Source organism: Bordetella sp. MIP270_01_BMS, from assembly GCF_054958705.1.
This window is the reverse complement of sequence record NZ_CM143297.1, coordinates 875,131-899,191: the sequence shown is the minus strand read 5'-3', so window position 1 is coordinate 899,191 and position 24,061 is coordinate 875,131. Positions and strand designations below refer to the sequence as shown.

At 65.3% G+C, this 24,061-nt stretch carries 18 protein-coding genes; 16 read left to right on the top strand and 2 right to left on the bottom strand.

The window, feature by feature from the left end; translation table 11 throughout:
- The first annotated feature begins 37 nt into the window (after window positions 1-37).
- From clpA to ACV17W_RS04070, 10 genes are all read left to right on the top strand, one after another.
- Window positions 38-2,365, top strand: coding sequence for an ATP-dependent Clp protease ATP-binding subunit ClpA (gene clpA / locus ACV17W_RS04115; protein ID WP_462595182.1), 2,328 nt, complete (start codon window positions 38-40; stop codon window positions 2,363-2,365).
- On the top strand, window positions 2,362-3,672 hold the full coding sequence (locus tag ACV17W_RS04110) for a paraquat-inducible protein A (RefSeq protein WP_462595181.1): 1,311 nt from the start codon (window positions 2,362-2,364) through the stop codon (window positions 3,670-3,672). Before clpA ends, ACV17W_RS04110 begins: the two co-directional genes overlap by 4 nt.
- Window positions 3,673-3,699: 27 nt before the next feature.
- Window positions 3,700-5,352: a PqiB family protein gene (locus ACV17W_RS04105; RefSeq protein WP_462595180.1), complete on the top strand. Its 1,653-nt coding sequence runs from the start codon at window positions 3,700-3,702 to the stop codon at window positions 5,350-5,352.
- Between the two features lie 3 nt (window positions 5,353-5,355).
- Window positions 5,356-6,000 carry a PqiC family protein gene (locus tag ACV17W_RS04100; protein WP_462595179.1) on the top strand — a complete coding sequence of 215 codons (645 nt, stop codon included), beginning with the start codon at window positions 5,356-5,358 and terminating at the stop codon, window positions 5,998-6,000.
- A 172-nt stretch (window positions 6,001-6,172) separates the two neighbouring features.
- The gene (gene putA, locus ACV17W_RS04095) at window positions 6,173-9,988 is read left to right on the top strand and encodes a trifunctional transcriptional regulator/proline dehydrogenase/L-glutamate gamma-semialdehyde dehydrogenase (protein ID WP_462595178.1); all 3,816 of its coding nucleotides are present in this window, start codon (window positions 6,173-6,175) and stop codon (window positions 9,986-9,988) included.
- Window positions 9,989-10,211: 223 nt separating this feature from the next.
- Window positions 10,212-11,357: a branched-chain amino acid ABC transporter substrate-binding protein gene (locus tag ACV17W_RS04090; protein WP_462595177.1), complete on the top strand. Its 1,146-nt coding sequence runs from the start codon at window positions 10,212-10,214 to the stop codon at window positions 11,355-11,357.
- Between the two features lie 326 nt (window positions 11,358-11,683).
- On the top strand, window positions 11,684-12,613 hold the full coding sequence (locus ACV17W_RS04085; protein WP_462595176.1) for a branched-chain amino acid ABC transporter permease: 930 nt from the start codon (window positions 11,684-11,686) through the stop codon (window positions 12,611-12,613).
- On the top strand, window positions 12,610-13,695 hold the full coding sequence (locus ACV17W_RS04080) for an ABC transporter permease subunit (RefSeq protein WP_462595175.1): 1,086 nt from the start codon (window positions 12,610-12,612) through the stop codon (window positions 13,693-13,695). Before ACV17W_RS04085 ends, ACV17W_RS04080 begins: the two co-directional genes overlap by 4 nt.
- A complete protein-coding gene (locus ACV17W_RS04075; protein WP_462595174.1) occupies window positions 13,692-14,495 on the top strand; it encodes an ABC transporter ATP-binding protein in 804 nt (267 codons plus the stop codon). The genes ACV17W_RS04080 and ACV17W_RS04075 overlap by 4 nt, the downstream gene beginning before the upstream one ends.
- Complete coding sequence (locus ACV17W_RS04070; RefSeq protein WP_462595173.1) at window positions 14,492-15,229, top strand: ABC transporter ATP-binding protein; 738 nt, start codon at window positions 14,492-14,494, stop codon at window positions 15,227-15,229. The genes ACV17W_RS04075 and ACV17W_RS04070 overlap by 4 nt, the downstream gene beginning before the upstream one ends.
- A gap of 251 nt (window positions 15,230-15,480) precedes the next feature.
- Here ACV17W_RS04070 and amt read toward each other — a convergent pair whose 3' ends face one another.
- Entirely contained in the window at window positions 15,481-16,719 is a 1,239-nt protein-coding gene (amt, locus tag ACV17W_RS04065) for an ammonium transporter (protein ID WP_462595172.1), read from the bottom strand.
- A 36-nt stretch (window positions 16,720-16,755) separates the two neighbouring features.
- Window positions 16,756-17,094 (bottom strand): P-II family nitrogen regulator, encoded by a 339-nt coding sequence (glnK, locus tag ACV17W_RS04060; protein WP_012249555.1) that lies wholly within the window; start codon window positions 17,092-17,094, stop codon window positions 16,756-16,758.
- A gap of 644 nt (window positions 17,095-17,738) precedes the next feature.
- On the opposite strand from glnK, the gene ACV17W_RS04055 reads away from it, so the two are divergent.
- The 6 genes from ACV17W_RS04055 to pheT all read left to right on the top strand — a co-directional run bounded on the left by ACV17W_RS04055 (window position 17,739) and on the right by pheT (window position 24,058).
- Window positions 17,739-18,002, top strand: coding sequence for an accessory factor UbiK family protein (locus tag ACV17W_RS04055; protein WP_462595171.1), 264 nt, complete (start codon window positions 17,739-17,741; stop codon window positions 18,000-18,002).
- Between the two features lie 86 nt (window positions 18,003-18,088).
- Window positions 18,089-19,615, top strand: coding sequence for a YifB family Mg chelatase-like AAA ATPase (locus tag ACV17W_RS04050; protein ID WP_462595170.1), 1,527 nt, complete (start codon window positions 18,089-18,091; stop codon window positions 19,613-19,615).
- A gap of 278 nt (window positions 19,616-19,893) precedes the next feature.
- Entirely contained in the window at window positions 19,894-20,091 is a 198-nt protein-coding gene (gene rpmI, locus ACV17W_RS04045) for a 50S ribosomal protein L35 (RefSeq protein ID WP_066659711.1), read from the top strand.
- A gap of 15 nt (window positions 20,092-20,106) precedes the next feature.
- Entirely contained in the window at window positions 20,107-20,466 is a 360-nt protein-coding gene (rplT, locus tag ACV17W_RS04040; RefSeq protein ID WP_026637986.1) for a 50S ribosomal protein L20, read from the top strand.
- Between the two features lie 138 nt (window positions 20,467-20,604).
- Complete coding sequence (gene pheS / locus ACV17W_RS04035) at window positions 20,605-21,627, top strand: phenylalanine--tRNA ligase subunit alpha (RefSeq protein ID WP_462595169.1); 1,023 nt, start codon at window positions 20,605-20,607, stop codon at window positions 21,625-21,627.
- Between the two features lie 13 nt (window positions 21,628-21,640).
- On the top strand, window positions 21,641-24,058 hold the full coding sequence (pheT, locus tag ACV17W_RS04030) for a phenylalanine--tRNA ligase subunit beta (RefSeq protein ID WP_462595168.1): 2,418 nt from the start codon (window positions 21,641-21,643) through the stop codon (window positions 24,056-24,058).
- Window positions 24,059-24,061: the final 3 nt, after the last annotated feature.

The following is a 24,061-nucleotide window of genomic DNA, read 5'->3' as shown; positions in this document are numbered from 1 at the left end:
CAGCTTAGAATATGAATCGTGTATTTCGACCGCTTCGATGCGTTACGGAGGAAGCGTGATTTCCCAAGAACTTGAAGTCAGCCTGCATATGGCTTTTGTCGAGGCCCGTTCGGCCCGGCATGAATTCATCACCGTCGAGCATCTGCTTCTGTCGCTGCTCGACAACGCGTCGGCCGTAGAAGTCCTGCGTGCCTGCGCGGCCAATCTGGATGACTTGCGCCGTAATCTGCGTCAGTTCGTGTCCGAGAACACGCCGGTCATCCCTACCGGCGCCGAAGTCGACACGCAGCCCACGCTCGGGTTCCAGCGTGTGATCCAGCGCGCGATCATGCACGTATCGGCGGGCGGCACGGGCAAGAAGCCCGTCACCGGCGCCAACGTGCTGGTGGCCATCTTCGGCGAAAAGGACTCTCATGCGGTGTACTACCTGCAGCAGCAGGGCGTCACGCGCCTGGATGTCGTCAATTTCCTTTCGCATGGCATCACCAAGCAGCCCCAGGAGGATCCGGCGGCCGCGCCCAAAGAGCAACCGGGGCTCGACGAACCGGCCGAGTCGCGCCAGTCGCCGCTGGACCAATATGCCAACGACCTGAACGCCGCCGCGCTGGCCGGCCGCATCGATCCGCTCATCGGCCGTGAACACGAGGTCGAGCGCGTCATCCAGGTGTTGTGCCGCCGCCGCAAGAACAACCCGCTGCTGGTGGGAGAAGCGGGCGTGGGCAAGACTGCCATCGCAGAAGGCCTGGCCTGGCGCATCACCCGTGGCGAGGTGCCCGAGATCCTCCAGGGCGCGCATGTCTATGCGCTCGACATGGGCGCCCTGCTGGCGGGCACCAAGTACCGCGGAGATTTCGAACAGCGGCTCAAGGGTGTGCTCAAGCAGATCCGCGGCAATCCCGATTCCATCCTGTTCATCGATGAAATCCACACGCTGATCGGTGCCGGTTCGGCCTCGGGGGGCACGCTCGACGCATCCAATCTGCTGAAGCCGGCCCTGTCGTCCGGCCAGCTCAAGTGCATCGGCGCCACCACCTACACCGAGTTCCGCGGGGTCTTCGAAAAAGATCATGCCCTGTCGCGGCGGTTCCAGAAAATCGATGTCTCCGAGCCCAGCGTCGAGCAGACCGTCCAGATCCTGCGTGGTCTGAAAAGCCGTTTCGAAGAGCATCACAACGTGCGCTATTCGGCGGCGGCGCTCAGCGCCGCAGCCGAACTGTCGGCGCGCTACATCAACGACCGCCATCTGCCCGACAAGGCCATTGACGTCATTGATGAAGCGGGGGCCGCGCAACGTCTGTTGCCCCGCTCGCGCCAGAAAAAAGTCATCGGCAAGATCGACATCGAGAACATCGTGTCGAAGATCGCGCGCATTCCGCCGCAGTCGGTCTCGAACGACGACCGCAGCAAGCTGGCCACGCTCGAGCGCGACCTGAAAACCGTGGTGTTCGGCCAGGACGACGCCATCGAGGCCCTCGCTGCCGCCATCAAGATGGCGCGCTCGGGCCTGGGCAAGCCCGATCGTCCCATCGGCTCGTTCCTGTTTTCCGGTCCGACCGGCGTGGGCAAGACCGAAGTGGCGCGCCAGTTGGCATTCACCATGGGTGTCGAGCTGCTGCGCTTCGACATGTCCGAATACATGGAACGCCATGCGGTGTCGCGCCTGATCGGCGCGCCGCCGGGGTACGTGGGATTCGACCAGGGCGGCCTGCTCACTGAAGCCATCACCAAGCAGCCGCATTGCGTGCTGCTGCTCGATGAAATCGAGAAAGCGCATCCGGACGTCTTCAACATCCTGCTGCAGGTCATGGACCACGGCACCCTGACCGACAACAACGGACGCAAGGCCGATTTCCGCAACGTCATCATCATCATGACGACCAACGCCGGCGCCGAGACCCTCAACCGTCCGGCCATCGGGTTCTCGAATACACGCATTGTCGGCGACGAAATGGCCGAAATCCGGCGCATGTTCACGCCGGAGTTCCGCAACCGGCTCGATGCGATCATCCCTTTTGCGCCGCTGTCTCGCGAGATCATCCTGCGCGTGGTCGACAAGTTCCTCATGCAGCTCGAAGACCAGTTGCACGAACGACGCGTAGAAGTCGTGTTCACCGATGCGTTGCGCGAGCACCTGGCGAAAGAAGGCTTCGATCCGCTGATGGGGGCGAGGCCGATGCAGCGCCTCATCCAGGACACCATCCGCCGTGCGCTGGCCGACGAACTTCTGTTCGGCAAGCTGGCCGATGGCGGCACGGTCACTGTCGAACTCGACGATGCAGGCAAGGTACGGCTGAGCTTCGATGGCGCAGGCAAATCGCCGGATTCCGGTGCGCCAGACAAGCAGGAAGTCGAGCTGGTCGATTGACTTTGATCCGCGAGCCTCTGATCTCGTGCGAACATTGCGCCAACATCTTCAGGCGCCACCAGTTGCAGCCGGGCGAGACTGCGTCTTGCCCGCGTTGCGGCACCGTGCTGTGGCGCTATAGCCGCATCACGGCGTCCGGGTGGCTGGCGCTGGCGTTGGCCGCCTTGATCACGTTCGTGGTGGCCAACGCCTATCCCGTGGTGACCATGTCGGTACGCGGCATGGAGCGCGAAGCGTCGATGCTCGATGCCGTGGTCATGACCTGGCAGCACGGGTACATTGCCACCGCCGTCATGACCGGCCTGGCGGGATTCCTGCTGCCGCTGGTTCAGATATGCCTGCTGATATGGCTGTTGTGGCCACTGGCCGCCGGCCGCGAGCCTCGGGGCCTGCGCCTGTTTGTACGCATGCTGGGCCTGGCACGGCCGTGGTGCATGGTGCCGGTTTTCCTGCTGGGGGTGGTGGTTTCAGTCGTCAAACTGGCCGGCATGGCCAAAGTCGGGCCCGCTCCGGGGCTTTATGCGTTTGGCGCACTGACGGTGTTGTTGACCATGCTGGACCGGCTGTCGCCCCACATGATCTGGCGGCTCGTCGAGCAGGCTGGCGTGGTGCCGGCCAATGAGCCAAGCCGCAAGACTGGTCATGCGCTGGCGGGCTGCCATGCCTGCGGCCAGGTTCAGGGCATGGTTCCCGATCCGCATCGGCCTGTCCATGCGCGGTGCGTGCGTTGCCACGCCTTGCTGCACTACCGCAAGCCGAATAGCCTGGCGCGCACCTGGGCCTTGCTTGCAGCCGCCATCGTGCTGTACGTGCCCGCCAACGTCCTGCCCATCATGAACATCAGTTCGATATTCCTGGGCAACAGCGGTCATACGATCCTGGGCGGCGTGGTCGAACTCTGGGAAACCGGATCGTGGGACATCGCCCTGATTGTCTTCGTGGCCAGCGTCGTGGTGCCCCTGACCAAGATTCTCGCGTTGGTCGTGCTGGCCTGCGCGGTTCAATGGGGCAGTGTGCTCAACCTGCGACCTCGTACGCGCCTGTATGAAATGATCGAGTTCATCGGGCAGTGGTCGATGCTCGATGTCTTCGTCGTGATATTGTTGTCGGCGCTGGCGGATTTCCGGGGCGTTCTCGAGATTTCCGCCGGCCCCGCGGCCGGGGCATTCGGGCTGGTCGTCATACTGACCATGCTCGCGGCCATGAGCTTCGACCCGCGGCTCGCCTGGGACCGCGCCCGGCCGGGTGCCGGGCAGTCTCAGGGCGGCGGCCGGCAGGCCTGCGCCGGCGGACCCAACACGGCATAGCCCCACCAACAAGAACCACATTCCCATATGGCCGACGACACGCGTTCACCTGCCGAAGATGGCATCGATGTCCCGGAAGTGGCGCGCAAGAAGCAGCGCCGGATTCCCTGGATATGGCTTGTGCCCGTTGTGGCATTGCTGGCGGGCTTGTCGCTGGTGGTGCGCACCTGGATGGCCGTGGGCCCGGAAGTCTCGATCGAGTTCAATACTGCGGAGGGCATCGAGGTGGGCCGGACGCAGGTGCGCTACAAAGACGTGGTGGTTGGCACGGTCGAGACGATCCGATTCAACAAAGACCGCTCCAAAGTCATCGTCAAGGCGCAACTGGTCAAAGAGGCCGCCGGCCTGGCCACCGAAGGCACCAACTTCTGGGTGGTGCGCCCGCGGCTGGGCATCAGCGGAGTGTCGGGCCTTGGCACGCTGTTGTCGGGTGCCTACATCGGCGTAGATGCCGTGGACGGCGCCGGCGCTGCAACCACCGCCACCAAGTTCGACTTTGTCGGGCTGGAAACGCCTCCGGCCGTCACCCATGATCGTGACGGCAAGCGCTTCATGCTGAAGGCGCACGATCTGGGCTCGCTGGATATCGGTTCGCCAGTCTATTTCCGGCGCATCAACGTCGGCCGAGTCATCGGCTACAAGCTTGACGACAGCGGTAAAACGGTCAACGTCGAAGTGTTCGTCGACGCTCCCAACGACAAGTTCGTCACAGAAGGAACACGTTTCTGGAATGCCAGTGGGGTCGACTTGTCGGTCGACGGCAATGGCCTGAAGCTGCATACGCAATCCCTGGTGTCGCTGGCGCTGGGCGGCGTGGCTTTTGCTCCAGTCAACCTCAGTGATACCGAGCAGGCCAAGGCGGGAACGGCGTTCCAGCTCTACCCCAGCGAAAGCGAAGCGAAGGCCAACCCCGACGGCGACCCGGTGCCCATCCGCATGCGCTTCGATCAGTCGGTGCGCGGACTGAGTGCGGGCGCCACCATCGATTTCCAGGGTATCGCGCTGGGCGAGGTCACTCACGTCACTGTCGACTACGATTCCAACACCAAGCGATTCTTCGCCGTCGTCGATGCGGCGCTGTACCCCGAGCGCCTCGGTCCGGTCTACGACCGCGTGCATGAAAGGGCGATACGCGACGGCGACAACACTGAAGGCAAACTGCTGGCATCGATGATCAAGCATGGCCTGCGCGCACAGCTGCGCACCGCCAACTTGCTGACCGGGCAGTTGTACATCGTGATGGAGCATTTCCCCAAGGCCGCGCCGGTGGACTTCAAGATGACCGACCCGATCATGATTCCCACGGTGCCCGGCAATCTCGAGCAGTTGCAGCAGCAACTGACCAATATCGTCGCCAAGATCGATAAGATTCCGTTCGAGGAAATCGGCCGCGACTTGCGCAGCACCCTGTCCAGCGCTTCGAAGCTGATGAACAATCTGGACAAGAGCCTGGCGCCCGAGGCGCGCGCCACGCTGCGCGCGGCGCGCCAGTCGCTGGACAACATCAACCAGTTGCTGGCCAACGATGCCAGCTTGCCGGTGAATGCCGAACGCGCCATGCAGGAGCTGGGCCGTGCGGCGCGCTCGTTGCGCGCCCTGGCTGATTACCTGCAGGCCAATCCCCAGGCCCTGATCCGCGGTCGTGGTCCGGATCAGCTGCCCGGCGCACCCAGGAACTGATCAATGCGAAATTCCCGACGCCTTCCGCTTCTCTTGGCTGCTTCGGCGCTGCTGGCCGCATGCGGCACATCGCCGCCTGCCCAGTTCTATACGCTGCAACCGGCCGTTCAGAGCCAGCCGGCGCCTGTCGCCCCAGTCGATTTCCAGATCGAGATCACCCCCGTGTCCGTGCCCCTGCAGGCCGACCAGCCCCAGATCATGTTGCGCGAGCGCGACGGAGAGGGCGAACTCATCCCCCTGTATTCACATCGCTGGAGCGCTCCCTTGGCCGATGAAATCGGCAGCGCCTTGTCCGACGCGCTGACCCGCAAGTTGGGCGCGCTGAACGTCCAGACGCTGCAGCCCGTCAGCGGCACGCCCGTCTGGCGCGTGCAGGTTGACGTGCAGCGCTTCGACATGGTGGCGCAAGGGCCGGCACGGCTGGATGCCACCTGGCGGGTGCGACCGGTGAACCACAAGAAGGGACGGACGCTGGTCTGCCGCAGCGCGGTCGAAGTTGCGCCAGTCGGGGCCGGGGTCGCCGCGCTGGTCCAGGCCCAGCAGGGCGCGGTGGCTCTGCTAGCCGACACCATTGCTTCGGCGGTCCAGGCTCAAGGGCAGCGGGCCACCGCCCCGAATGGGCAGGTCGCACTACTCGGTTGCACGTGATTAGGGTAAACCCTTAAAGGTTAACCATTATATAAACCGGGTTGTATCTTCCTTAGTATTCGGTTGTACCGCCGCGCCCTCGCGTGGCAAACTGTAATGCGCGACACCTGCGTCCGGCCAGGCCTGACTACGGCGCCGCGCTGTAATCACCGAGTCAAGGATCCGATACATCATGGCCAGCACGACACTGGGCGTCAAGGTGGATGACACCTTGCGCGACCGCCTGAAAGCCGCGGCGCAAAAATTGAGCTGTACGCCACATTGGCTGCACAAGCAGGCGTTGCTGGCTTATCTAGAGAAAATCGAACGGGGGCACTTGCCGGCCGAGATTTCGCATTTGTCGCAGGAAGAGGGCGACGCGGAAAGCCACGATGCTGTCGGACCGCCGACCACGCCGCCATTCTTCGAGTTCGGCCAGGATGTGCAACCGCAGTCGGTGTTGCGCGCCGCCATTACGGCTGCGTATCGGCGGCCCGAGCCGGAATGCGTGCCGCTGTTACTGGGCCAGGCGCGTATGCCGCAGCCCGAGAAGATCCATGCCATGGCCGCGCGGCTGGTGCGCACCCTGCGCGACAAGGGCCGAGGCGGCGGCGTCGAAGGGCTGATTCACGAGTTTTCGCTGTCGAGCCAGGAAGGCGTCGCGCTGATGTGTCTGGCGGAAGCCCTGCTGCGCATTCCCGACAGCGCCACGCGGGACGCCCTCATCCGTGACAAGATTTCGCGGGGCGACTGGCGCTCGCACATGGGCGGGTCCCAGTCGCTGTTCGTCAACGCCGCCACCTGGGGGCTGATGCTCACGGGCAAGTTGGTGGCGGTGAACAGCGAGCAGTCGCTCTCCAAGGCCCTGACGCGCCTGATCGGCAAGGGCGGTGAGCCCCTGGTGCGCAAGGGGGTGAACCTGGCCATGCGCATGATGGGCGAGCAATTCGTCTCGGGCCAGTCGATTTCCGAAGCGCTGGCCAACAACCGCAAGCTCGAGGCCAAGGGCTTTCGCTATTCGTACGACATGCTGGGCGAGGCCGCTACCACCAGCGCCGATGCGGACCGCTACTACGCGTCGTACGAACAGGCCATTCACGCCATCGGCAAGTCGGCGGCCGGCCGCGGCATTTACGAGGGCCCGGGCATTTCCATCAAGCTGTCGGCGCTGCATCCTACTTATTCGCGCGCGCAGCGCGACCGTGTCATGACCGAGCTGCTGCCGCGCGTGAAAGCGTTGACGGTGCTCGCCCGCAGTTACGACATCGGCTTGAACATCGACGCCGAAGAGGCCGACCGCCTGGAGATATCGCTGGACCTGCTCGAGGCATTGTGCCTGGCGCCCGAACTGGAGGGCTGGAACGGCATCGGCTTCGTGGTGCAGGCCTACCAGAAGCGTGCGCCGTTCGTCATCGATTATGTAATTGACCTGGCGCGCCGCAGCCGTCACCGCATCATGGTGCGTCTGGTCAAAGGCGCATACTGGGACAGCGAGATCAAGCGCGCCCAGGTCGACGGTCTGGAAGGTTATCCGGTCTATACGCGCAAGGTATATACCGACGTGGCCTACCTGGCATGCGCACGCAAGCTGCTGGGCGCGCCCGAAGCGGTGTATCCGCAGTTCGCGACACACAATGCCTATACCTTGTCGGCGGTATATCACCTGGCCGGCCAGAACTACTATCCGGGGCAATACGAGTTCCAGTGCCTGCACGGTATGGGCGAACCGTTGTACGAAGAAGTCGTGGGACCGGTCGCGCAGAACAAACTCAACCGCCCGTGCCGCATTTATGCTCCGGTGGGCACCCATGAAACGCTGCTGGCCTACCTGGTGCGCCGCCTGCTCGAAAACGGCGCCAACACGTCGTTCGTAAACCTGATCGGCGACGAAAGCATTTCAGTGGACGAGCTGGTCGCGGACCCTGTCGAGTTGGCGTCGCGCATCTCGCCCCTGGGCGCTCCGCACGAAAAGATTCCCTTGCCGCGCGACCTATATGGCCCTCCGGGCAGTGGCGCGCGCGCCAATTCGGCCGGCCTCGACCTGACCAACGAACATCGCCTGGGCTCCCTGGCGGCGTCGTTGCTGGCCAGTGCCGCCACGCCGTGGCAGGCTTTGCCGCTGTTGGGAGAAGGCGAGGCCTGCTGGGACGCCGAACGTGCCGTAGAGGTGCGCAATCCGGCTGATCATCGCGATGTGGTGGGTCATGTGATCGAGGCCGGGGCCGATGATGTTCGGGCCGCCGTGCAGGCTGCCGACAATGCAGCGCCGATCTGGCAGTCGACCCCGGTGGGGGAGCGCGCGCAATGCCTGCGCCGCGCCGCGCAACTGCTCGAAGAAGGCATGCAGCCGCTGCTGGGCCTGATTGTCCGCGAAGCGGGCAAGTCCCTGCCCAACGCCATCGCCGAAGTGCGGGAAGCCGTGGATTTCCTGCGTTATTACGCCGACCAGGCCGAGCGCGAGTTCAGCAACGACACCCATCGGCCGCTGGGCACGGTGCTGTGCATCAGCCCCTGGAATTTCCCGCTGGCGATTTTCACAGGCCAGGTGGCCGCGGCCCTCGTGGCGGGCAACACCGTCATTGCCAAGCCGGCTGAACAGACGTGCCTGATCGCCGCGCAGGCCATACAGATATTGCGCGAGGCAGGCGTGCCGGCCGGCGCCGTGCAACTGCTGCCCGGGCGTGGCGAAACCGTGGGTGCGCAGCTGGTCGCGCACCCGGCGATCGACGGGGTGATGTTCACGGGCTCGACTGACGTGGCGCGCCTGATCGCGCGCACGCTGGCCGGCAGGCTCGATGACCGCGGCCACACCATCCCCCTGATCGCCGAGACCGGGGGGCAGAATGCGATGGTGGTGGACTCCTCCGCGCTGGCCGAGCAGGTGGTGTTCGATGTACTGGATTCTGCCTATGATTCGGCGGGACAGCGCTGTTCGGCGCTGCGCGTACTGTGCCTGCAGGAAGACAGCGCCGACCACGTGCTCGAGATGCTTCGTGGCGCCATGCGTGAACTGCGAGTCGGCAACCCCGATCACCTCAGCACCGACGTCGGCCCGGTCATCGACGCCGAAGCGCGGGAAAGCATCCTGCAGCACATCGACACCATGCGTGCCGCCGGCCATCGCGTCGACCAGGTCGAGCTCGACCCGGCCTGCCGTCACGGCACTTTCGTGCCTCCCACGCTGATCGAGATCGGAAGCATCAGTGAACTGAAGCGCGAGGTGTTCGGCCCCGTGCTGCATGTGCTGCGCTATGCGCGCACCGAACTGGACCAGGTGCTGGATCAGATCAACGCCACGGGATATGGACTGACCTTCGGGGTACACAGCCGCATCGACGAGACCATAGGTTGCGTGACGCAGCGCGTGCATGCCGGCAACATGTATGTCAACCGCAATATCGTGGGCGCCGTGGTGGGCGTGCAGCCCTTCGGAGGCGAGGGCCTCTCGGGCACCGGGCCGAAGGCGGGTGGCCCGCTGTATCTGTACCGCCTGCTGGCCACCCGTCCGACCGGGCTGCCGGCAAGCGTGGCCGGGCCGGATCCCTTGCCGCGCGCTCTTGCGCTGCCAGGCCCCACGGGCGAGCAGAACACCTACACCTTGATGCCTCGCGGCACCGTGCTGTGCATCGCCGCTACCGAAGCTGGCGTACGCGCCCAATATGCGGCCGTGCAGGCCACGGGCAACGCAGCACTGTTCCTGGACACGCCGGCGGCACGGTCCTGGCGGGACTGGGCGGGGGCTCAGGCCGCGGCGAGCCTGGTGGCTGACGCCGGGGTCGACGCGGTCGAGTTCCATGCCGTGTTGTTCGAGGGCGACGGCGACGCGCTGCGGGCGTGGAACCAGCGCATTGCCGAGCGTGGCGGTCCGATTCTGACCGTCCAGGGCCTCACGTCAGACGCGGTGGCGAGCGGCGCGGCCTACGTACAGGAGCAATTGCTTGCCGAGCGGTCCGTCAGCGTCAACACTGCGGCGGCAGGAGGCAATGCCAGCCTGATGTCCATCGGGTAGCGCGAGGGAATCAATGCGCGAAATGAAAAGTCGGTTGTACGCGGGTTATCGCCAATAGCGTGTCAGGTTGCACCTGATCGAAAATCCGGTGCAACTTTTGCAGGTCCGCCGATCCGGCGGAGTAGGGCTTACCGCCCGAGCATAGACAGGTCGACAATGACAAGGCTCTTGCGCCACGAGCGCACGGGCCATGTATTACCCCATTCACACAGGAGGGTTCATCATGAAACGCGCATTTTCCCGCACGGCCTTGCTGGCCGCTCTGGCTGCCGCCTGCATCAGCGGCGCCGTGCACGCCGAAGACATCAAGTTCGGTTTCGCCGCGCCGCTTACCGGGCCTCAATCGCACTACGGCGAAGACATGCAGAACGGCTTGACGCTGGCGCTGGAAGAGGCCAACCAGAAGGGCATCAAGATCGACGGCGAGACAGCACGATTCGTGCTGGTGTCCCGCGACGACCAGGCCGACCCGCGCACAGCCGTGCAGGTGGCTCAGCAACTGGTGGATGAAGACGTCGACGGAATTCTGGGCCACTTCAATTCCGGCACCACCATCCCGGCCTCGCGTGTGTACAACGAAGCCGGGTTGCCGCAGATTGCCATGGCGACCTCGCCCGAATACACCAACCAGGGCTATGACACGACGTTCCGCATGATGACCAGCGACACCCAGCAGGGTGCTGCGGTGGGTCAATTCATCGTCGAGAAACTCAAGGCCAAGAAGATCGCCATCATCGACGATCGCACGGCCTACGGCCAGGGCCTGGCCGACGAGGTCGAAAAAGCCGTGAAGAAGGCGGGCGGCGAAATCGTGCGGCGCGAGTACACCACCGACAAAGCCAACGATTTCACGTCGATCCTTACCAACATCAAGGCGGCGAACCCCGACGCCATTTTCTACGGCGGCCTTGATGCCCAGTCGGGGCCCATGAAGCGCCAGCTGGTGCGGCTTGGGCTGCAGGCACCGCTGGTCTCCGGCGAAATGACGCGCAGCGACACCTTCATCAAGCTTGCCGGCGATGCCGCCGACGGCACCTATGCGTCGCTGGCGGGTGTGCCGCTCGAGAAAATGGCGGCTGGCAAAGACTTCGCGCAGCGGTATGAAGCCCGCTTCAAGAAGGCGCCCGGCGTGTATGCGCCTTATGCCTACGACGGTGCGTGGAACATGATCACCGCCATCGAGCAAGCCGACTCCGCCGATCCTTCCGACTATCTGCCCAAGCTGGCCCAGCTGCAGCGCAAGGGCGCCACCAGCGAGCACATTGCCTACGACGCCAAGGGCGACCTGAAAGAAATTTCGGTCACGATCTATGAAGTGAAGAATGGCAAGTGGGAAATGGTCGAAACGATGGTGAGCCAGGCGAACTGAGCCGAGCGGCCCTGTGCGAGCGTATTGCGCCCGCGCCGCCGGATGGCTGCCTCACTGGTCATGTGCCACGGGGCCAGGGCCGGAATCACGGCCGGCGCGCCTGGCTCGCTCGCGGGCGGCCCGCGTGATCCGGCCAGTGCGGCCCCGGCGCGCGTGGCCGGGCGGCATGCATGTGACATGCCGCCCGACTGCGCGGCTCACCTCCGCGGCCCGACCTGCGCGGCCCGACCTGCACGGCCCGACCTCCGCGGCCCGTTATCTGGAGGGGCCGCCTTGGCCGGCCCCACGATCTTCTCTTCGGTATGCACCTGTAATGCGCGGGCCTTATGGATATCTTCATACAACAACTTATTAACGGCCTGACGCTGGGCAGCGTCTACGCGCTGGTGGCGCTGGGCTACACGATGGTGTACGGCATCATCGGACTGATCAATTTCGCGCATGGCGATGTCGTCATGATCGGGGCCATGGCGGCAACCATGCTCGCCGCGGCCCTGGTGGGGGGCGATCCCACTGTGTCGGCGTTCGCGGTGCTGGGCCTCGGGCTGCTCGTGTCGGTGCCTCTGTGCATGGGCGTGGGCTGGACGACAGAACGCCTGGCCTACCGCCCGCTGCGCCGCGCGCCGCGTCTGGCCGCGCTCATCACCGCCATAGGTGTTTCGATCATCCTGCAGAACGTGGCCATGATGGTGTGGGGCCGCAACTATCTGAATTTTCCGCAGGTGCTGCAGCCCGAAGTCTATGAGCTGGCCGGCGCGCGCATGAGTTCGCTGCAGATGGCCATTGTGCTGATCGCGGCGCTGATCATGGGGGCGCTGCTGGCGGTCGTGCACAAAACGCGGCTGGGTACTGCCATGCGGGCCACGGCGCAGAACCGCGAGGTGGCCGGCCTGATGGGCGTGAACATCAATACCGTCATCTCGGCGGCGTTCCTGATCGGCTCGGCGCTGGCCGCAGTGGCGGGCATGATGGTCACCACCTACTACGGTGTCGCGCAGTACACGATGGGCTTCATGCTTGGCTTGAAAGCGTTCACGGCGGCCGTGCTGGGCGGCATCGGCAATCTGGTGGGGGCAATGGCCGGTGGCCTGTTGCTTGGCATCATCGAATCGCTCGGTGCCGGCTACATCGGGGATCTCACCGGCGGCTTCCTGGGCAGCCACTACCAGGATGTGTTCGCCTTCGTGGTGCTGGTGCTGGTACTGGTGTTCCGGCCGTCGGGCCTGCTGGGTGAACGCGTGGGAGACCGTGCATGAACGCCATACTCAGAAAACAGGGCATGTCGCCTCGTGCGCTCGCCGGCGTGATTCTGATCGGCGTCGTGCTGGCGGTGTTGCCATTTGTGCTGGGCATGGCCGGGCAGAGCTGGGTGCGCATCCTCAATTTCGCGTTGCTGTACGTGATGCTGGCCCTGGGCCTGAACATCGTGGTGGGATTCGCCGGCCTGCTCGACCTGGGCTACATCGCGTTCTACGCCGTGGGCGCCTATACCTGGGCTCTGCTGGCCTCGCCACATTTCGGCCTGCACCTGCCGTTCTGGGCCATACTGCCCATCAGTCTGGCGCTGGCCTGCCTGTTCGGCGTGCTGCTGGGCGCGCCTACGCTGAAACTGCGGGGCGATTACCTGGCCATTGTCACGCTGGGGTTCGGCGAGATCATCCGCATCTTCCTGAACAACCTCAATGCGCCCGTGAACATCACCAACGGGCCGCAGGGCATCAACCGCATCGACGGCTTCAAGGTCGGCGAATTCATGTTCGGTCGCACCGAATCGCTGATGGGCATCCGTGTGACCGGCCCCGAGAAGTATTACTACCTGCTGCTGGGGCTGACGCTGCTCATCGTGCTGGTGTGCGTGCGCCTGCAGAATTCGCGCATCGGCCGCGCATGGGAAGCCGTGCGCGAGGACGAGGTCGCGGCCAAGGCCATGGGCATCAATACCCGCAACGTGAAGCTGCTGGCGTTCGCCATGGGCGCGTCCTTCGGCGGCGTGGCGGGTTCGCTGTTTGCTTCGATGCAGGGGTTCGTCAGCCCGGAAAGTTTCAGTCTCACCGAATCGATATCAGTGCTCTGCATGGTCGTGCTGGGCGGCATGGGCAACATCCCGGGTGTCATCCTGGGCGCCATCTTGCTCGCCGCGCTGCCGGAATTCCTGCGCGCGGTGGTCGAACCGGTGCAGAGAATGGTGTTCGGCGAAGTGGTGCTTGACCCCGAAGGCATACGCATGCTGCTGTTCGGCCTTGCCATGGTGTGCGTCATGCTGTTCCGTCCGGCAGGGCTCTGGCCCTCGGCCGTGCGCAAGCGCGAGCTGGCCGGCCATACCGGAGGCCAGGCATGAACGCGATACTTCACGCCGAGGGGCTGGGCAAGCGTTTTGGCGGACTGCGCGCGCTGAGTGACGTCAGTTTCGACATACGCCGGGGCGAGATCTATGGGCTGATCGGCCCCAACGGTGCGGGCAAGACCACGCTGTTCAATGTGCTGACCGGCCTGTATATCCCCGAAGAAGGGCGCTGCACGTTCGACGGCGCGCCCCTGACGGGGCTCAAGCCCCATGAGGTGGCTCAGGCCGGGCTGGCCCGCACTTTCCAGAACATCCGTCTGTTCGCCAACCTGAGCGCCATCGAGAATGTCATGATAGGCCGTCACGCGCGTACGAGCGCCAGCGTGCTGGGTGCCATATTGCGTACCCGCGCCGAGCGCGCCGAAGAGGCCGCCATCGAACGTCGCGCGCACGAGCTGCTCGATTATGTGGGCATCGGATCGCGCGCGAATGACGTGGCGCGTTCGCTTCCGTATGGCGATCAGCGGCGGCTGGAGATCGCACGCGCGCTGGCCACCGAACCCAAGCTGCTGGCGCTGGACGAGCCCGCCGCCGGCATGAACGCCTCTGAAACCCTGGTGCTGCGCCAGCTCATCGAAAAGATCCGTAGCGACGGCATTACGGTGCTGCTCATCGAACACGATATGAAGCTGGTGATGGGGCTGTGCGACCGCGTGCTGGTGCTGGAATATGGCAAGGTGCTGGCCATGGGCAAGCCTGCCCAGGTGCAGCGCGATCCCAAAGTGATCGAGGCCTATCTGGGCGCGGGCGCGGCCCACGATGCGCCCGCCCAAGCAGAGCGAGCGGCAACATGAGTGTCTCCCAACCTTTACTTGAATTGCGCGGCCTGGCGGTGGCCTACGGCGGTATACGCGCGGTGCGCGGCATCGACCTGCGTGTCGACGCGGGCGAGCTGGTCTGCCTGATCGGAGCCAACGGCGCGGGCAAAAGCACTACGCTGCGGGCGATCTGCGGGCTGGTGCCGCCGTCTGGGGGCGACATCACCTATGACGGGCAGCGCATCAACGGATGCAAGTCATTCGAGCTCGTGCGGCGCGGCCTCGTCATGGTTCCCGAAGGCCGCGGCATTTTTGGTCAGCTGACCATCGAAGAGAACCTTGCCATGGGGGCCTACGTGCGGCGTGACACCGCGCAGGTGCGTCGGGATACCGAGCGCGTATTTACGCTGTTTCCGCGCCTGGCCGAGCGGCGCAAGCAGGCCGCCGGCACCCTGTCGGGCGGCGAGCAGCAAATGGTGGCGATGGGGCGCGCGATGATCGCCCGACCCAAATTGCTGCTACTGGACGAGCCTTCCATGGGGCTGGCGCCATTGATGGTGGAAAAAGTGTTCGAGGTGGTACGTACGGTGGCCGCCGAAGGGGTCACCATCCTGCTCATCGAGCAGAACGCCAAGCTGGCGCTCGAGCACAGCCATCGCGGCTATGTGATGGAGTCCGGATCGCTCACGCTTTCCGGCCCGGCGGGCAAGCTGCTCACCAATCCCAAGGTGCGGGCCGCCTACCTGGGCGAAGTCGAAGATCCCGCCTGAGCCGCGCCCCGAGCCGGGGCCTGGCGCGAGTCCATGGCGCGTTCCCGGCCGGCTGCCGACATGCGCCGCAATGGCGACACATCCCCATGCTGCCGCGGCGGCGGGCAGGGTTGTCACTGCGTGCCGCTTGAGCGCACCCCAGGTGCCGGGTGCCCCCGAACTCCGGCAGTGGCACGTTCCTCAATGGACAAGGCCCGGTGGCCTGCCGCGCGGGGCGGTCGGACACCGGGCCTTGCAGCCGTACAGGTCGATCAGCTGTGGTACGCCGATTCGCCGTGGCTGGTGACGTCCAGTCCTTCGCGTTCCTGGTCTTCAGGCACACGCAGGCCGCAGAGAGCATTGGCGATCTTGTAGGCAACCCAGGCCACGACGCCCGACCATACGATCGTCAGCAGCACGCCTTCGAGCTGCACCCATACCTGGCCCAGTATTTCACCAGCATCGGCCAGGCCGGGGCCGCCCAGGACCTGGGCGTTGAACACGCCCGTGAGCAGCGCACCCACAATGCCGCCCACACCGTGCACGCCGAACACATCCAGCGCGTCGTCGGCGCGCAGCATGCGCTTGAGGCCGTTGACACCCCATACGCAGACCACACCCGCGGCAATGCCGATGATCAGCGCGCCGCCAGGGCCCACCAGGCCGGCTGCGGGCGTGATGCCGACCAGGCCGGCGATGGCGCCCGACGCGGCGCCCAGCATCGACGGTTTACCTTTCACGGCCCATTCGGTGAACAGCCAGGCCAGCACGGCGCCTGCCGTGGCGATCATGGTGTTGAAAAAGGCGAGGGTGGCGCCACCGTCGGCGGCCAGGGCCGAGCCGGCGTTGAAGCCGAACCAGCCCACCCACAGCAGGGCCGCGCCGATGAAAGTCATCGGCAGGTTGTGCGGCTGCATCGCTTCACGGCCATAGCCCAGGCGCTTGCCGACCACATAGGCGCCCACCAGGCCGGCCACACCGGCGTTGATGTGCACCACGGTGCCGCCGGCGAAATCGAGCGCGCCGCGGGCGTTGAGCAGGCCAGGCGCGGTGTCGGACGCGAACCAGACCATGTGCGCGATGGGCACGTAGGCAAAGGTGAACCAGATCACCGTGAACACCAACACGGCCGAGAAGCGGGCGCGCTCGGCAAAACTGCCGACGATGAGTGCGCAGGTGATCCCCGCGAACGTAGCCTGGAACGAGGCGAACAGCAGTTCCGTCAGGGTGCCCGACATGGCGAACGAGCCGTCGGCGGGCGTGAACATGCCCGAGAAGAAGGTGCGCGACAGGCCGCCGAAGAAGGCATTGCCTTCCGTAAAGGCCAGGGAATAGCCGTAGGCAAACCACAGGACCACGCCCAGCGCGAAGGTGCACAGCACCTGCAGCAATACGGACAGCACGTTCTTGCTGCGCACCAGGCCGCCGTAGAACAACGCCAGGCCGGGCACGGCCATCATCAACACCAGCAGGGTGGAAACAAGCAACCAGGAGATATCCGCTTTATCCATTTTTCAGGCTCCAATGCATTTTCTTTATCGTTGTGGTTACAGCGCGGCCTCGCCGGACTCTCCGGTCCGGATCCGGATCACCTGCTCCAGGGGCGCGGTAAAAATCTTTCCGTCCCCGATCTTGCCGGTACGGGCGGCCTGCTCGATGACGTCGATGACCTGATCGACCAGGTGGTCAGGCACGGCGGCCTCGACGCGCAGCTTGGGCAGGAAATCAACGGCGTATTCCGCTCCCCGGTAAAGTTCGGTATGGCCCTTCTGGCGGCCGAAGCCTTTGACTTCCGTCACGGTCAGGCCCTGGACGCCGATACCGGACAGAGCCACCCGCACTTCGTCGAGCTTGAAGGGCTTGATGATGGCGATGATGAGTTTCATGGCAATTCCTCTCGTGGTTGCACTCAGGCAAGCCCAATCAAGCAACATCCATGCCAAGTCGGTGCCTGACCTTCTGCCGTGGCCGTAGGGGCAGGGCCACTCGGGTGAGTCCGCAGGCGCTCCATATCGGTGCGCGTCGGCGTGCATGATTGCCCCATGGCGGTGCATGGCACCGCGGCGGGGCGTCCTGCAACAAAATATTCGTCCTACCTTTGTGTTGTATCGAATTGCTGCCCCTCCGGCCGCCTTGCCCGACAGGCAAGCCGGAAGCGAGGCGCCGGCAAGGCGGGCCGACAGCCTTGTCCGGCGCGCTTTGCCGCCGATCGACGGCCCGAATTACGTCAGAATTGGCCCGCAATTCGACACAGATGTGTCGTCGGCATTGAAACGCCGGATTACATGCGGCGCTTGTGGGTCGGGCCGGCCTCAGCAAGAATCAACTCATGCCGCATCGGTTGCGGCCAGCACCTCAGGGTGTGATTGCTTCTGGGAGTCGCCAGATGGCGATTCGGTTTTCTCCTGTGCTTTGAGGCGGTGCCGCGTGCGGCCCGCCCATTTTTTTGCCCGGCCGACGCCGGCGTGCGGGGGCGTTCGCCTACACGTTCGCCTACACTGTACGCACTGAACATGAATGCGAGGATGTCATGAACCGCACGCAATGGCTCGAAGATCTCCAGAAGAACCTGTCTGACCTGATCGCACGCAGCCCGGCCGCCGATCTGGAACGCAATGTCAAGGCCATGATGGGGCAGGCGTTCACCAGGATGGACCTGGTCACGCGCGAAGAATTCGATGTGCAGGCCGACTTGCTGGCGCGCGCCCGCGAGCGGGTCGACCAGCTCGACGCTCAGGTGCGCCAGTTGGAACTGCGCGTCGCGGCGATGGAAAGCAAGCCTGACGCGGGTTAGGCGGGCGTGACATTCGGGTCGCGCCGGCACTGCCGCGCGGCGGCCTGACTCGCATACTGGCGGTTTTCCCGGAAAGGGGGGCCGCCATGACGCTTTCCATACTCTCCAGCCGTGCCCTGGCGGGCGCCGAGGCGCCCGCCGTGCGGGTCGAGACCCACCTGGGTCCGGGCCTGCCCGCGTTCACGGTCGTTGGTCTGCCGGACACCGAAGTGCGCGAAAGCCGCGAGCGGGTCCGGGCGGCGATTGTCAACAGTGGGTTCGAATTTCCGAACGGCCGCATCACGGTCAACCTCTCTCCGGCCGATCTTCCAAAGGCGTCGGCGCGTTTCGACTTGCCGATTGCGGTGGGGGTGTTGCTGGCGTCAGGCCAGGTAGCGGTGCCCGGCCCGGCGGGTGGTCTGGCGCCCTCCGGCCTGCAGGACTTCGTCCTGGCAGGCGAGTTGTCGCTGACCGGCGCCCTGGTGCCTGTCGGCACGCCATTGCCGTTGGCCTTGGCCGTGGCGCGCGAGCAGCCCGGCGCGATGCTGGTGCTTCCCGGTGCCAGCGCGGCGGTGGCCGCCTGGGTCCCCGGCTTGCGAGTGCTGGCAGCCGGAACGCTGGCCGACGTCGTGGCGCACCTGACCGGCGCGACGGCCTTGCCGCAGGCGCAGCCGGGGGAGTGGCCCGCCGCCGAGCCCTTGCCCTGCCTGGCTGACGTGCGAGGCCAGAGCATGGCGCGCCGCGCGCTCGAAGTCGCCGCCGCGGGCGGGCACAGCCTGCTCATGGTGGGTCCGCCCGGGGCGGGCAAGAGCATGCTGGCGCAGCGGCTTCCCGGATTGCTGCCCCCGCTGTCGCGGACACAGGCGCTGGAGGCGGCCGCCCTGGCAGGGCTAGCCGCTCCGGCCGGGGTGGCGCCGGCGCTGCAGGGTCACCCGCCTTTCCGGGCGCCGCACCATGGCGCCACCGCCGCCGCCCTGATCGGCGGTGGGGCGCGGCCGCGCCCGGGCGAGGTCAGCCTGGCGCACAACGGGGTGCTGTTCCTCGACGAGCTGCCCGAATTCGACCGGCGCGCCCTGGAATCACTGCGCGAACCGCTCGAGACGGGCAGGGTGGCGATCGCCCGCGCGCGGCACACGGTGCAGTATCCTGCGCGCTTCCAACTGATAGCGGCCATGAATCCCTGTCCGTGTGGCTGGCGAGGGCATCCGGCGCGTGCCTGCCGGTGCACGCCTGACCAGGTGGCCCGCTACCTGGGCAAGATTTCCGGGCCGCTATTCGATCGGCTGGACCTGGCGATCGAGCTGCCGGCCGCGGCGCCCGACTGGCTGGAGGCGCCCCCCGGCGAACCGTCCGAGGCGGTGCGTGCGCGGGTGGCCCATTGCCGCGCGCTGCAGCAACAGCGCCAGGGCGGTCCCAATGCCGGGCTGCACGGCGCCGCGCTAGAGGATTTCTGTGTGCTGGAGGCCGATGGGCGCAACCTGTTGCAGCAGGCCATGCAACGCCTGCACGGCTCGGCGCGCGCGGCACACCGGGCATTGCGGGTGGCTCGTACGGTGGCCGACCTTGACGCGAAGCCGCGAATTCTGCCGCGCCATGTGGCCGAGGCCCTGCAGTATCGCTGCACCTTGCGCTAGCCGGGGGCTCGATTCGACAAAAATCTCGAAATCACCTTATAATCAAGGGCTTTTCCTGGTTTGCCAGTCATGCAAGCCGGGTGAAGTACGCTTTGACCGCTATCGTGGTCTTGCTGGTCGGAACGGCATGGTTCTGGCCGGGGCGCACGGCCGTGCAGGCCACGCCCGCAAGCCGCATGCGGATCGAGGCACCCCCAGAAGTGGGCCCGGGTTCGGCAAGTCTTGCCTTCGTGCAAGCACCTGAGGTTCATGTAATCATCAACAATGTAGGAATCATCATGCCCAAGATGAAGACCAAGAAAAGCGCGTCCAAGCGCTTTAAGGTTCGCGGCAGCGGATCCATCAAGCGTGGCCAGGCTTTCAAGCGCCACATCCTGACCAAGAAGACCACCAAGAACAAGCGTCAACTGCGCGGTTCGGCGGCGGTTCATGAAACCAACGTGGCCTCCGTCAAGGCCATGATGCCTTTCGCTTGATAAAGGAGATCCACTATGCCTCGCGTTAAACGTGGTGTTACCGCCCGTGCCCGTCACAAGAAAGTCATTGCCGCCGCCAAGGGTTACCGTGGCCGCCGTGGCAATGTATTCCGCATCGCCAAACAGGCGGTCATGCGCGCCGGGCAATACGCCTATCGCGATCGCCGCAACAAGAAGCGCACCTTCCGCGCCCTGTGGATCACCCGCATCAACGCCGCCGTGCGTGAGCAGGGCATGAGCTACAGCGTGTTCATCGCCGGCCTCAAGAAGGCCTCGATCGAGCTCGACCGCAAGGTGCTGGCCGACCTGGCCGTTCGCGACAAGGCCGGCTTTGCCGCGATCGTGCAGCAGGCCAAGGCGGCGCTGTCTGCCTGATCGCGCATCGCATCGCGCATCGCTGCAAACGGGGCTGTAGGCCCCGTTTGCGTTTTGCCGGGCCGCCCCCAGGCAAGACGGCCTTCGGGCTTGCAGGCAAGGCGTGGCGTGGGGGCGTTGTTTTTAGGCTGTGAATCCATGACTCTACTGGCTGACGACCTGGTTTCCCAGGCCCAACAACGCTTTGCCGCGGCCACCGACGCCGCCGCGCTCGAGAACGCCAAGGCGCGCTTCCTGGGCAAAGAAGGCGCGCTGACCACGCTGCTCAAGGGGCTCGGCAAGCTCGAGCCCGAGCAGAAGCGCGAAATGGGCGCCCGCATCAATCAGGCCAAGCAACAGATCGAGGCGCTGCTGAACCAGCGCCGCTCCGAGCTGGCGCAGGCCGAGCTCGATGCCCGTCTGGCGGCGGAAACCATTGATGTCACCCTGCCGGGCCGCGGCCGCGCGCCGGGCGGCATACATCCTGTGGCGCGCAGCTGGGAGCGCGTCGAGGAAATCTTTCGTTCCATCGGTTTCGACGTGGCCGACGGCCCCGAAATCGAAAACGACTGGACCAACTTCACCGCGCTGAACAATCCGCTGGATCACCCCGCGCGTTCCATGCAGGACACGTTCTACGTCGACCTGCAAGACGGTGACGGCTTGCCGCTGCTGCTGCGCACGCACACCAGCCCCATGCAGGTGCGCTATGCGCGCATGCACAAGCCGCCCATCAAGGTGATCGCACCCGGACGCACGTACCGCGTCGACAGCGACGCCACCCATTCGCCCATGTTTCATCAGGTCGAAGGGCTCTGGATCGCCGAAGATATCTCTTTCGCCGACCTGAAAGGCGTCTACACCGATTTCCTGCGGCGGTTCTTCGAAAGCGACGACCTGGTCGTGCGGTTCCGGCCGTCGTTCTTCCCGTTTACCGAGCCCTCGGCCGAAATCGACATGATGTTCACGTCCGGCCCCAACCGCGGGCGCTGGCTGGAAATTTCCGGTTCAGGCCAGGTGCATCCGCAAGTGGTTCGCAACTTCGGTCTCGATCCCGAGCGCTACATCGGCTTCGCGTTCGGCTCAGGCCTCGAGCGCCTGACCATGTTGCGCTACGGGGTCAACGACCTGCGCCAGTTCTACGAAGGCGACCTGCGCTTCCTTCGCCAGTTCAACGAATAACCGACGGCTGATCATGCAATTTCCCGAATCCTGGCTGCGCGCCCTGGTCAATCCCGAGATTTCCACCGACGAACTGGCGCATCGGCTCACCATGGCCGGCCTTGAAGTCGAAGAAACGGCTCCCGCCGCGCCGCCTTTCAAAGGGGTCGTGGTCGCGCGCATCACTTCGGTGGCGGCCCATCCCGATGCCGACAAGCTGCGGGTGTGCCAGGTGGTTGACGGCTCCGGCCAGCCACTGCAGATCGTGTGCGGCGCGCCCAACGCGGCGCAGGGCATCACGGTGCCACTGGCGCGCGTCGGCGCCGAATTGCCCGGTGGCATGAAGATCGGCGTGGCCAAGATGCGCGGCGTGGCATCCGCCGGCATGTTGTGCTCGGCGCGCGAGCTGGGCCTGTCCCAGGATCACGGCGGCTTGCTCGAGCTGCCGGGCACCTTGCAGCCCGGCCAGTCGCTGCGCGAGGCGCTGGATCTCGACGACACGCTGTTCACGCTGAAGCTCACGCCCAATCGTGCCGACTGCCTGTCGATCCTGGGCGTGGCCCGGGAGGTCGCGGCCCTGACCGGCGCGCCGCTGTCCGTGCCCACCGCGCAAGCCGTGCCCGTCACGCTCGATGAGCGGGTACCCGTGGCCATCCAGGCGCCCGACCTGTGCGGGCGGTTCGCCGGCCGCGTGATCCGCGGCGTCGATGCGCGCGCCGCCACGCCGGCCTGGATGAAATCGCGGCTGGAGCGCGCCGGCCAGCGCTCGGTGTCCGCACTGGTGGATATCTCCAACTATGTGATGCTCGAGCTCGGACGTCCGTCGCACGTGTTCGATCTCGACAAGATCCATGGCGGCATCGAGGTGCGTTGGGCCCGTGAGGGCGAAACGCTCGAGCTGCTGAACGGCCAGACGGTCGAGCTTGCCGGCAACGTCGGCGTGGTGGCAGCGGGCGAGCAGGTCGAGAGCCTGGCTGGCATCATGGGCGGCGAAGCCACCGCCGTCACCTTGGATACCCGGAACATCTACGTCGAAGCGGCGTTCTGGTGGCCCGAGGCGATCGCCGGGCGCGCGCGCCGCTTCAAGTTCAGCTCTGAAGCCAGCCATCGCTTCGAGCGCGGTGTCGACTACGCCAGCATTCCCGAGCACCTCGAGTTCCTGAGCCGCCTGATCATCGATATCTGCGGCGGCCAGGCCGGCCCCATTGATGATCAGATCACGCGTCTGCCCAGCCGCGATCCGGTGCGCATGCGGCTGTCGCGTTGCCACAAGGTGCTGGGCGTGCCCGTGACCCAGGATGAAGTCGGCCAGATATTCGCCCGGCTGGGCTTGCCGTACCAGGTCGTGGGCGATGACTTCATTGTCGAGCCGCCGTCGTATCGCTTCGACCTGTCGCTCGAAGAAGATCTCATTGAAGAGGTGGCACGCATCTATGGTTTCGAGCGCCTGCCCGACGTGCCCCCGATGGCGCGCGCGCAGATGTTCTCGCAGCCCGAGCAGCGCCGGGGTCCGCACGCCTTGCGCCGCATGGCTGCCGCGCAAGACTACCAGGAAGTGGTCAACTACAGCTTCGTCGAGGCCGACTGGGAACGTGACTACGCAGGCAACGAACAGCCGGTTCGGCTGCTCAATCCCATTGCCAGCCATCTGTCGGTCATGCGTTCCAGCCTGATTGCCGGGCTGGTTGCCAACATCCGCTACAACGCCAACCGCAAGCAAACGCGCGTGCGGGTGTTCGAGCTGGGGCGCGTGTTCCTGCGCGATGCTGCGCACGCTGATGGCCCACTCGACGTCGCGGGCGTGCGGCAACCCTTGCGCCTGGCGGGTGCCGCCTGGGGCCCGGCCGTCGAAGAGCAGTGGGGAACGCCCGCTCGGCAGGTGGATTTCTATGACGTGAAAATGGATGTCGAGGCTCTTTTTGGCGCCCGGGCGCGGCAGCTGCGTTTCGAACCCGCGACGCATCCGGCCCTGCATCCGGGGCGCAGCGCCCGCATCGACCTGCATGGCCAGACGGTCGGCTGGATCGGCGAGCTGCATCCGCGCTGGGCTCAGCAATCCGACCTGCAACATGCTCCGGTGGTGTTTGAACTCGAAGTCGAGGCACTGTCTCAGGGCCGCCTGCCTGAAGTCCGTGAATTGTCCCGCCAGCCCGTGGTGGTGCGCGACCTTGCCCTGTGGGTCGATCTGTCGGTCAGCGCGCAAGCCATGCTGGACACGGTCGCGGCCGCCATCCAGGCCGATCCGCAACTGGCCGTGGTGCAGGACGCCCGGGTGTTCGACGTGTGGCGAGACCGCCAGCAAGATGGCAAGGCTGTTACCGAGAAAAGCCTTGCGTTCCGCTTCTGGCTACAGGACACTGAAGTCACGCTGGACGAAGCCCGGGTGGCCGATTGCCTGGCCCGTATCAACCAGGCGCTGGTCAGCGCCCACGGCGCGCGCCAGCGCACTTGAACC

Excerpts from the sequence above, each read along its gene's own strand:
- clpA (WP_462595182.1), top strand. The coding sequence starts at position 38 with ATGCGTTACGGAGGAAGCGTGATTTCCCAAGAACTTGAAGTCAGCCTG.
- ACV17W_RS04105 (WP_462595180.1), top strand. The coding sequence starts at position 3,700 with ATGGCCGACGACACGCGTTCACCTGCCGAAGATGGCATCGATGTCCCG.
- ACV17W_RS04100 (WP_462595179.1), top strand. The coding sequence starts at position 5,356 with ATGCGAAATTCCCGACGCCTTCCGCTTCTCTTGGCTGCTTCGGCGCTG.
- putA (WP_462595178.1), top strand. The coding sequence starts at position 6,173 with ATGGCCAGCACGACACTGGGCGTCAAGGTGGATGACACCTTGCGCGAC.
- ACV17W_RS04090 (WP_462595177.1), top strand. The coding sequence starts at position 10,212 with ATGAAACGCGCATTTTCCCGCACGGCCTTGCTGGCCGCTCTGGCTGCC.
- ACV17W_RS04085 (WP_462595176.1), top strand. The coding sequence starts at position 11,684 with ATGGATATCTTCATACAACAACTTATTAACGGCCTGACGCTGGGCAGC.
- ACV17W_RS04080 (WP_462595175.1), top strand. The coding sequence starts at position 12,610 with ATGAACGCCATACTCAGAAAACAGGGCATGTCGCCTCGTGCGCTCGCC.
- ACV17W_RS04075 (WP_462595174.1), top strand. The coding sequence starts at position 13,692 with ATGAACGCGATACTTCACGCCGAGGGGCTGGGCAAGCGTTTTGGCGGA.
- ACV17W_RS04070 (WP_462595173.1), top strand. The coding sequence starts at position 14,492 with ATGAGTGTCTCCCAACCTTTACTTGAATTGCGCGGCCTGGCGGTGGCC.
- amt (WP_462595172.1), bottom strand. The coding sequence starts at position 16,719 with ATGGATAAAGCGGATATCTCCTGGTTGCTTGTTTCCACCCTGCTGGTG.
- glnK (WP_012249555.1), bottom strand. The coding sequence starts at position 17,094 with ATGAAACTCATCATCGCCATCATCAAGCCCTTCAAGCTCGACGAAGTG.
- ACV17W_RS04055 (WP_462595171.1), top strand. The coding sequence starts at position 17,739 with ATGAACCGCACGCAATGGCTCGAAGATCTCCAGAAGAACCTGTCTGAC.
- ACV17W_RS04050 (WP_462595170.1), top strand. The coding sequence starts at position 18,089 with ATGACGCTTTCCATACTCTCCAGCCGTGCCCTGGCGGGCGCCGAGGCG.
- rpmI (WP_066659711.1), top strand. The coding sequence starts at position 19,894 with ATGCCCAAGATGAAGACCAAGAAAAGCGCGTCCAAGCGCTTTAAGGTT.
- rplT (WP_026637986.1), top strand. The coding sequence starts at position 20,107 with ATGCCTCGCGTTAAACGTGGTGTTACCGCCCGTGCCCGTCACAAGAAA.
- pheS (WP_462595169.1), top strand. The coding sequence starts at position 20,605 with ATGACTCTACTGGCTGACGACCTGGTTTCCCAGGCCCAACAACGCTTT.
- pheT (WP_462595168.1), top strand. The coding sequence starts at position 21,641 with ATGCAATTTCCCGAATCCTGGCTGCGCGCCCTGGTCAATCCCGAGATT.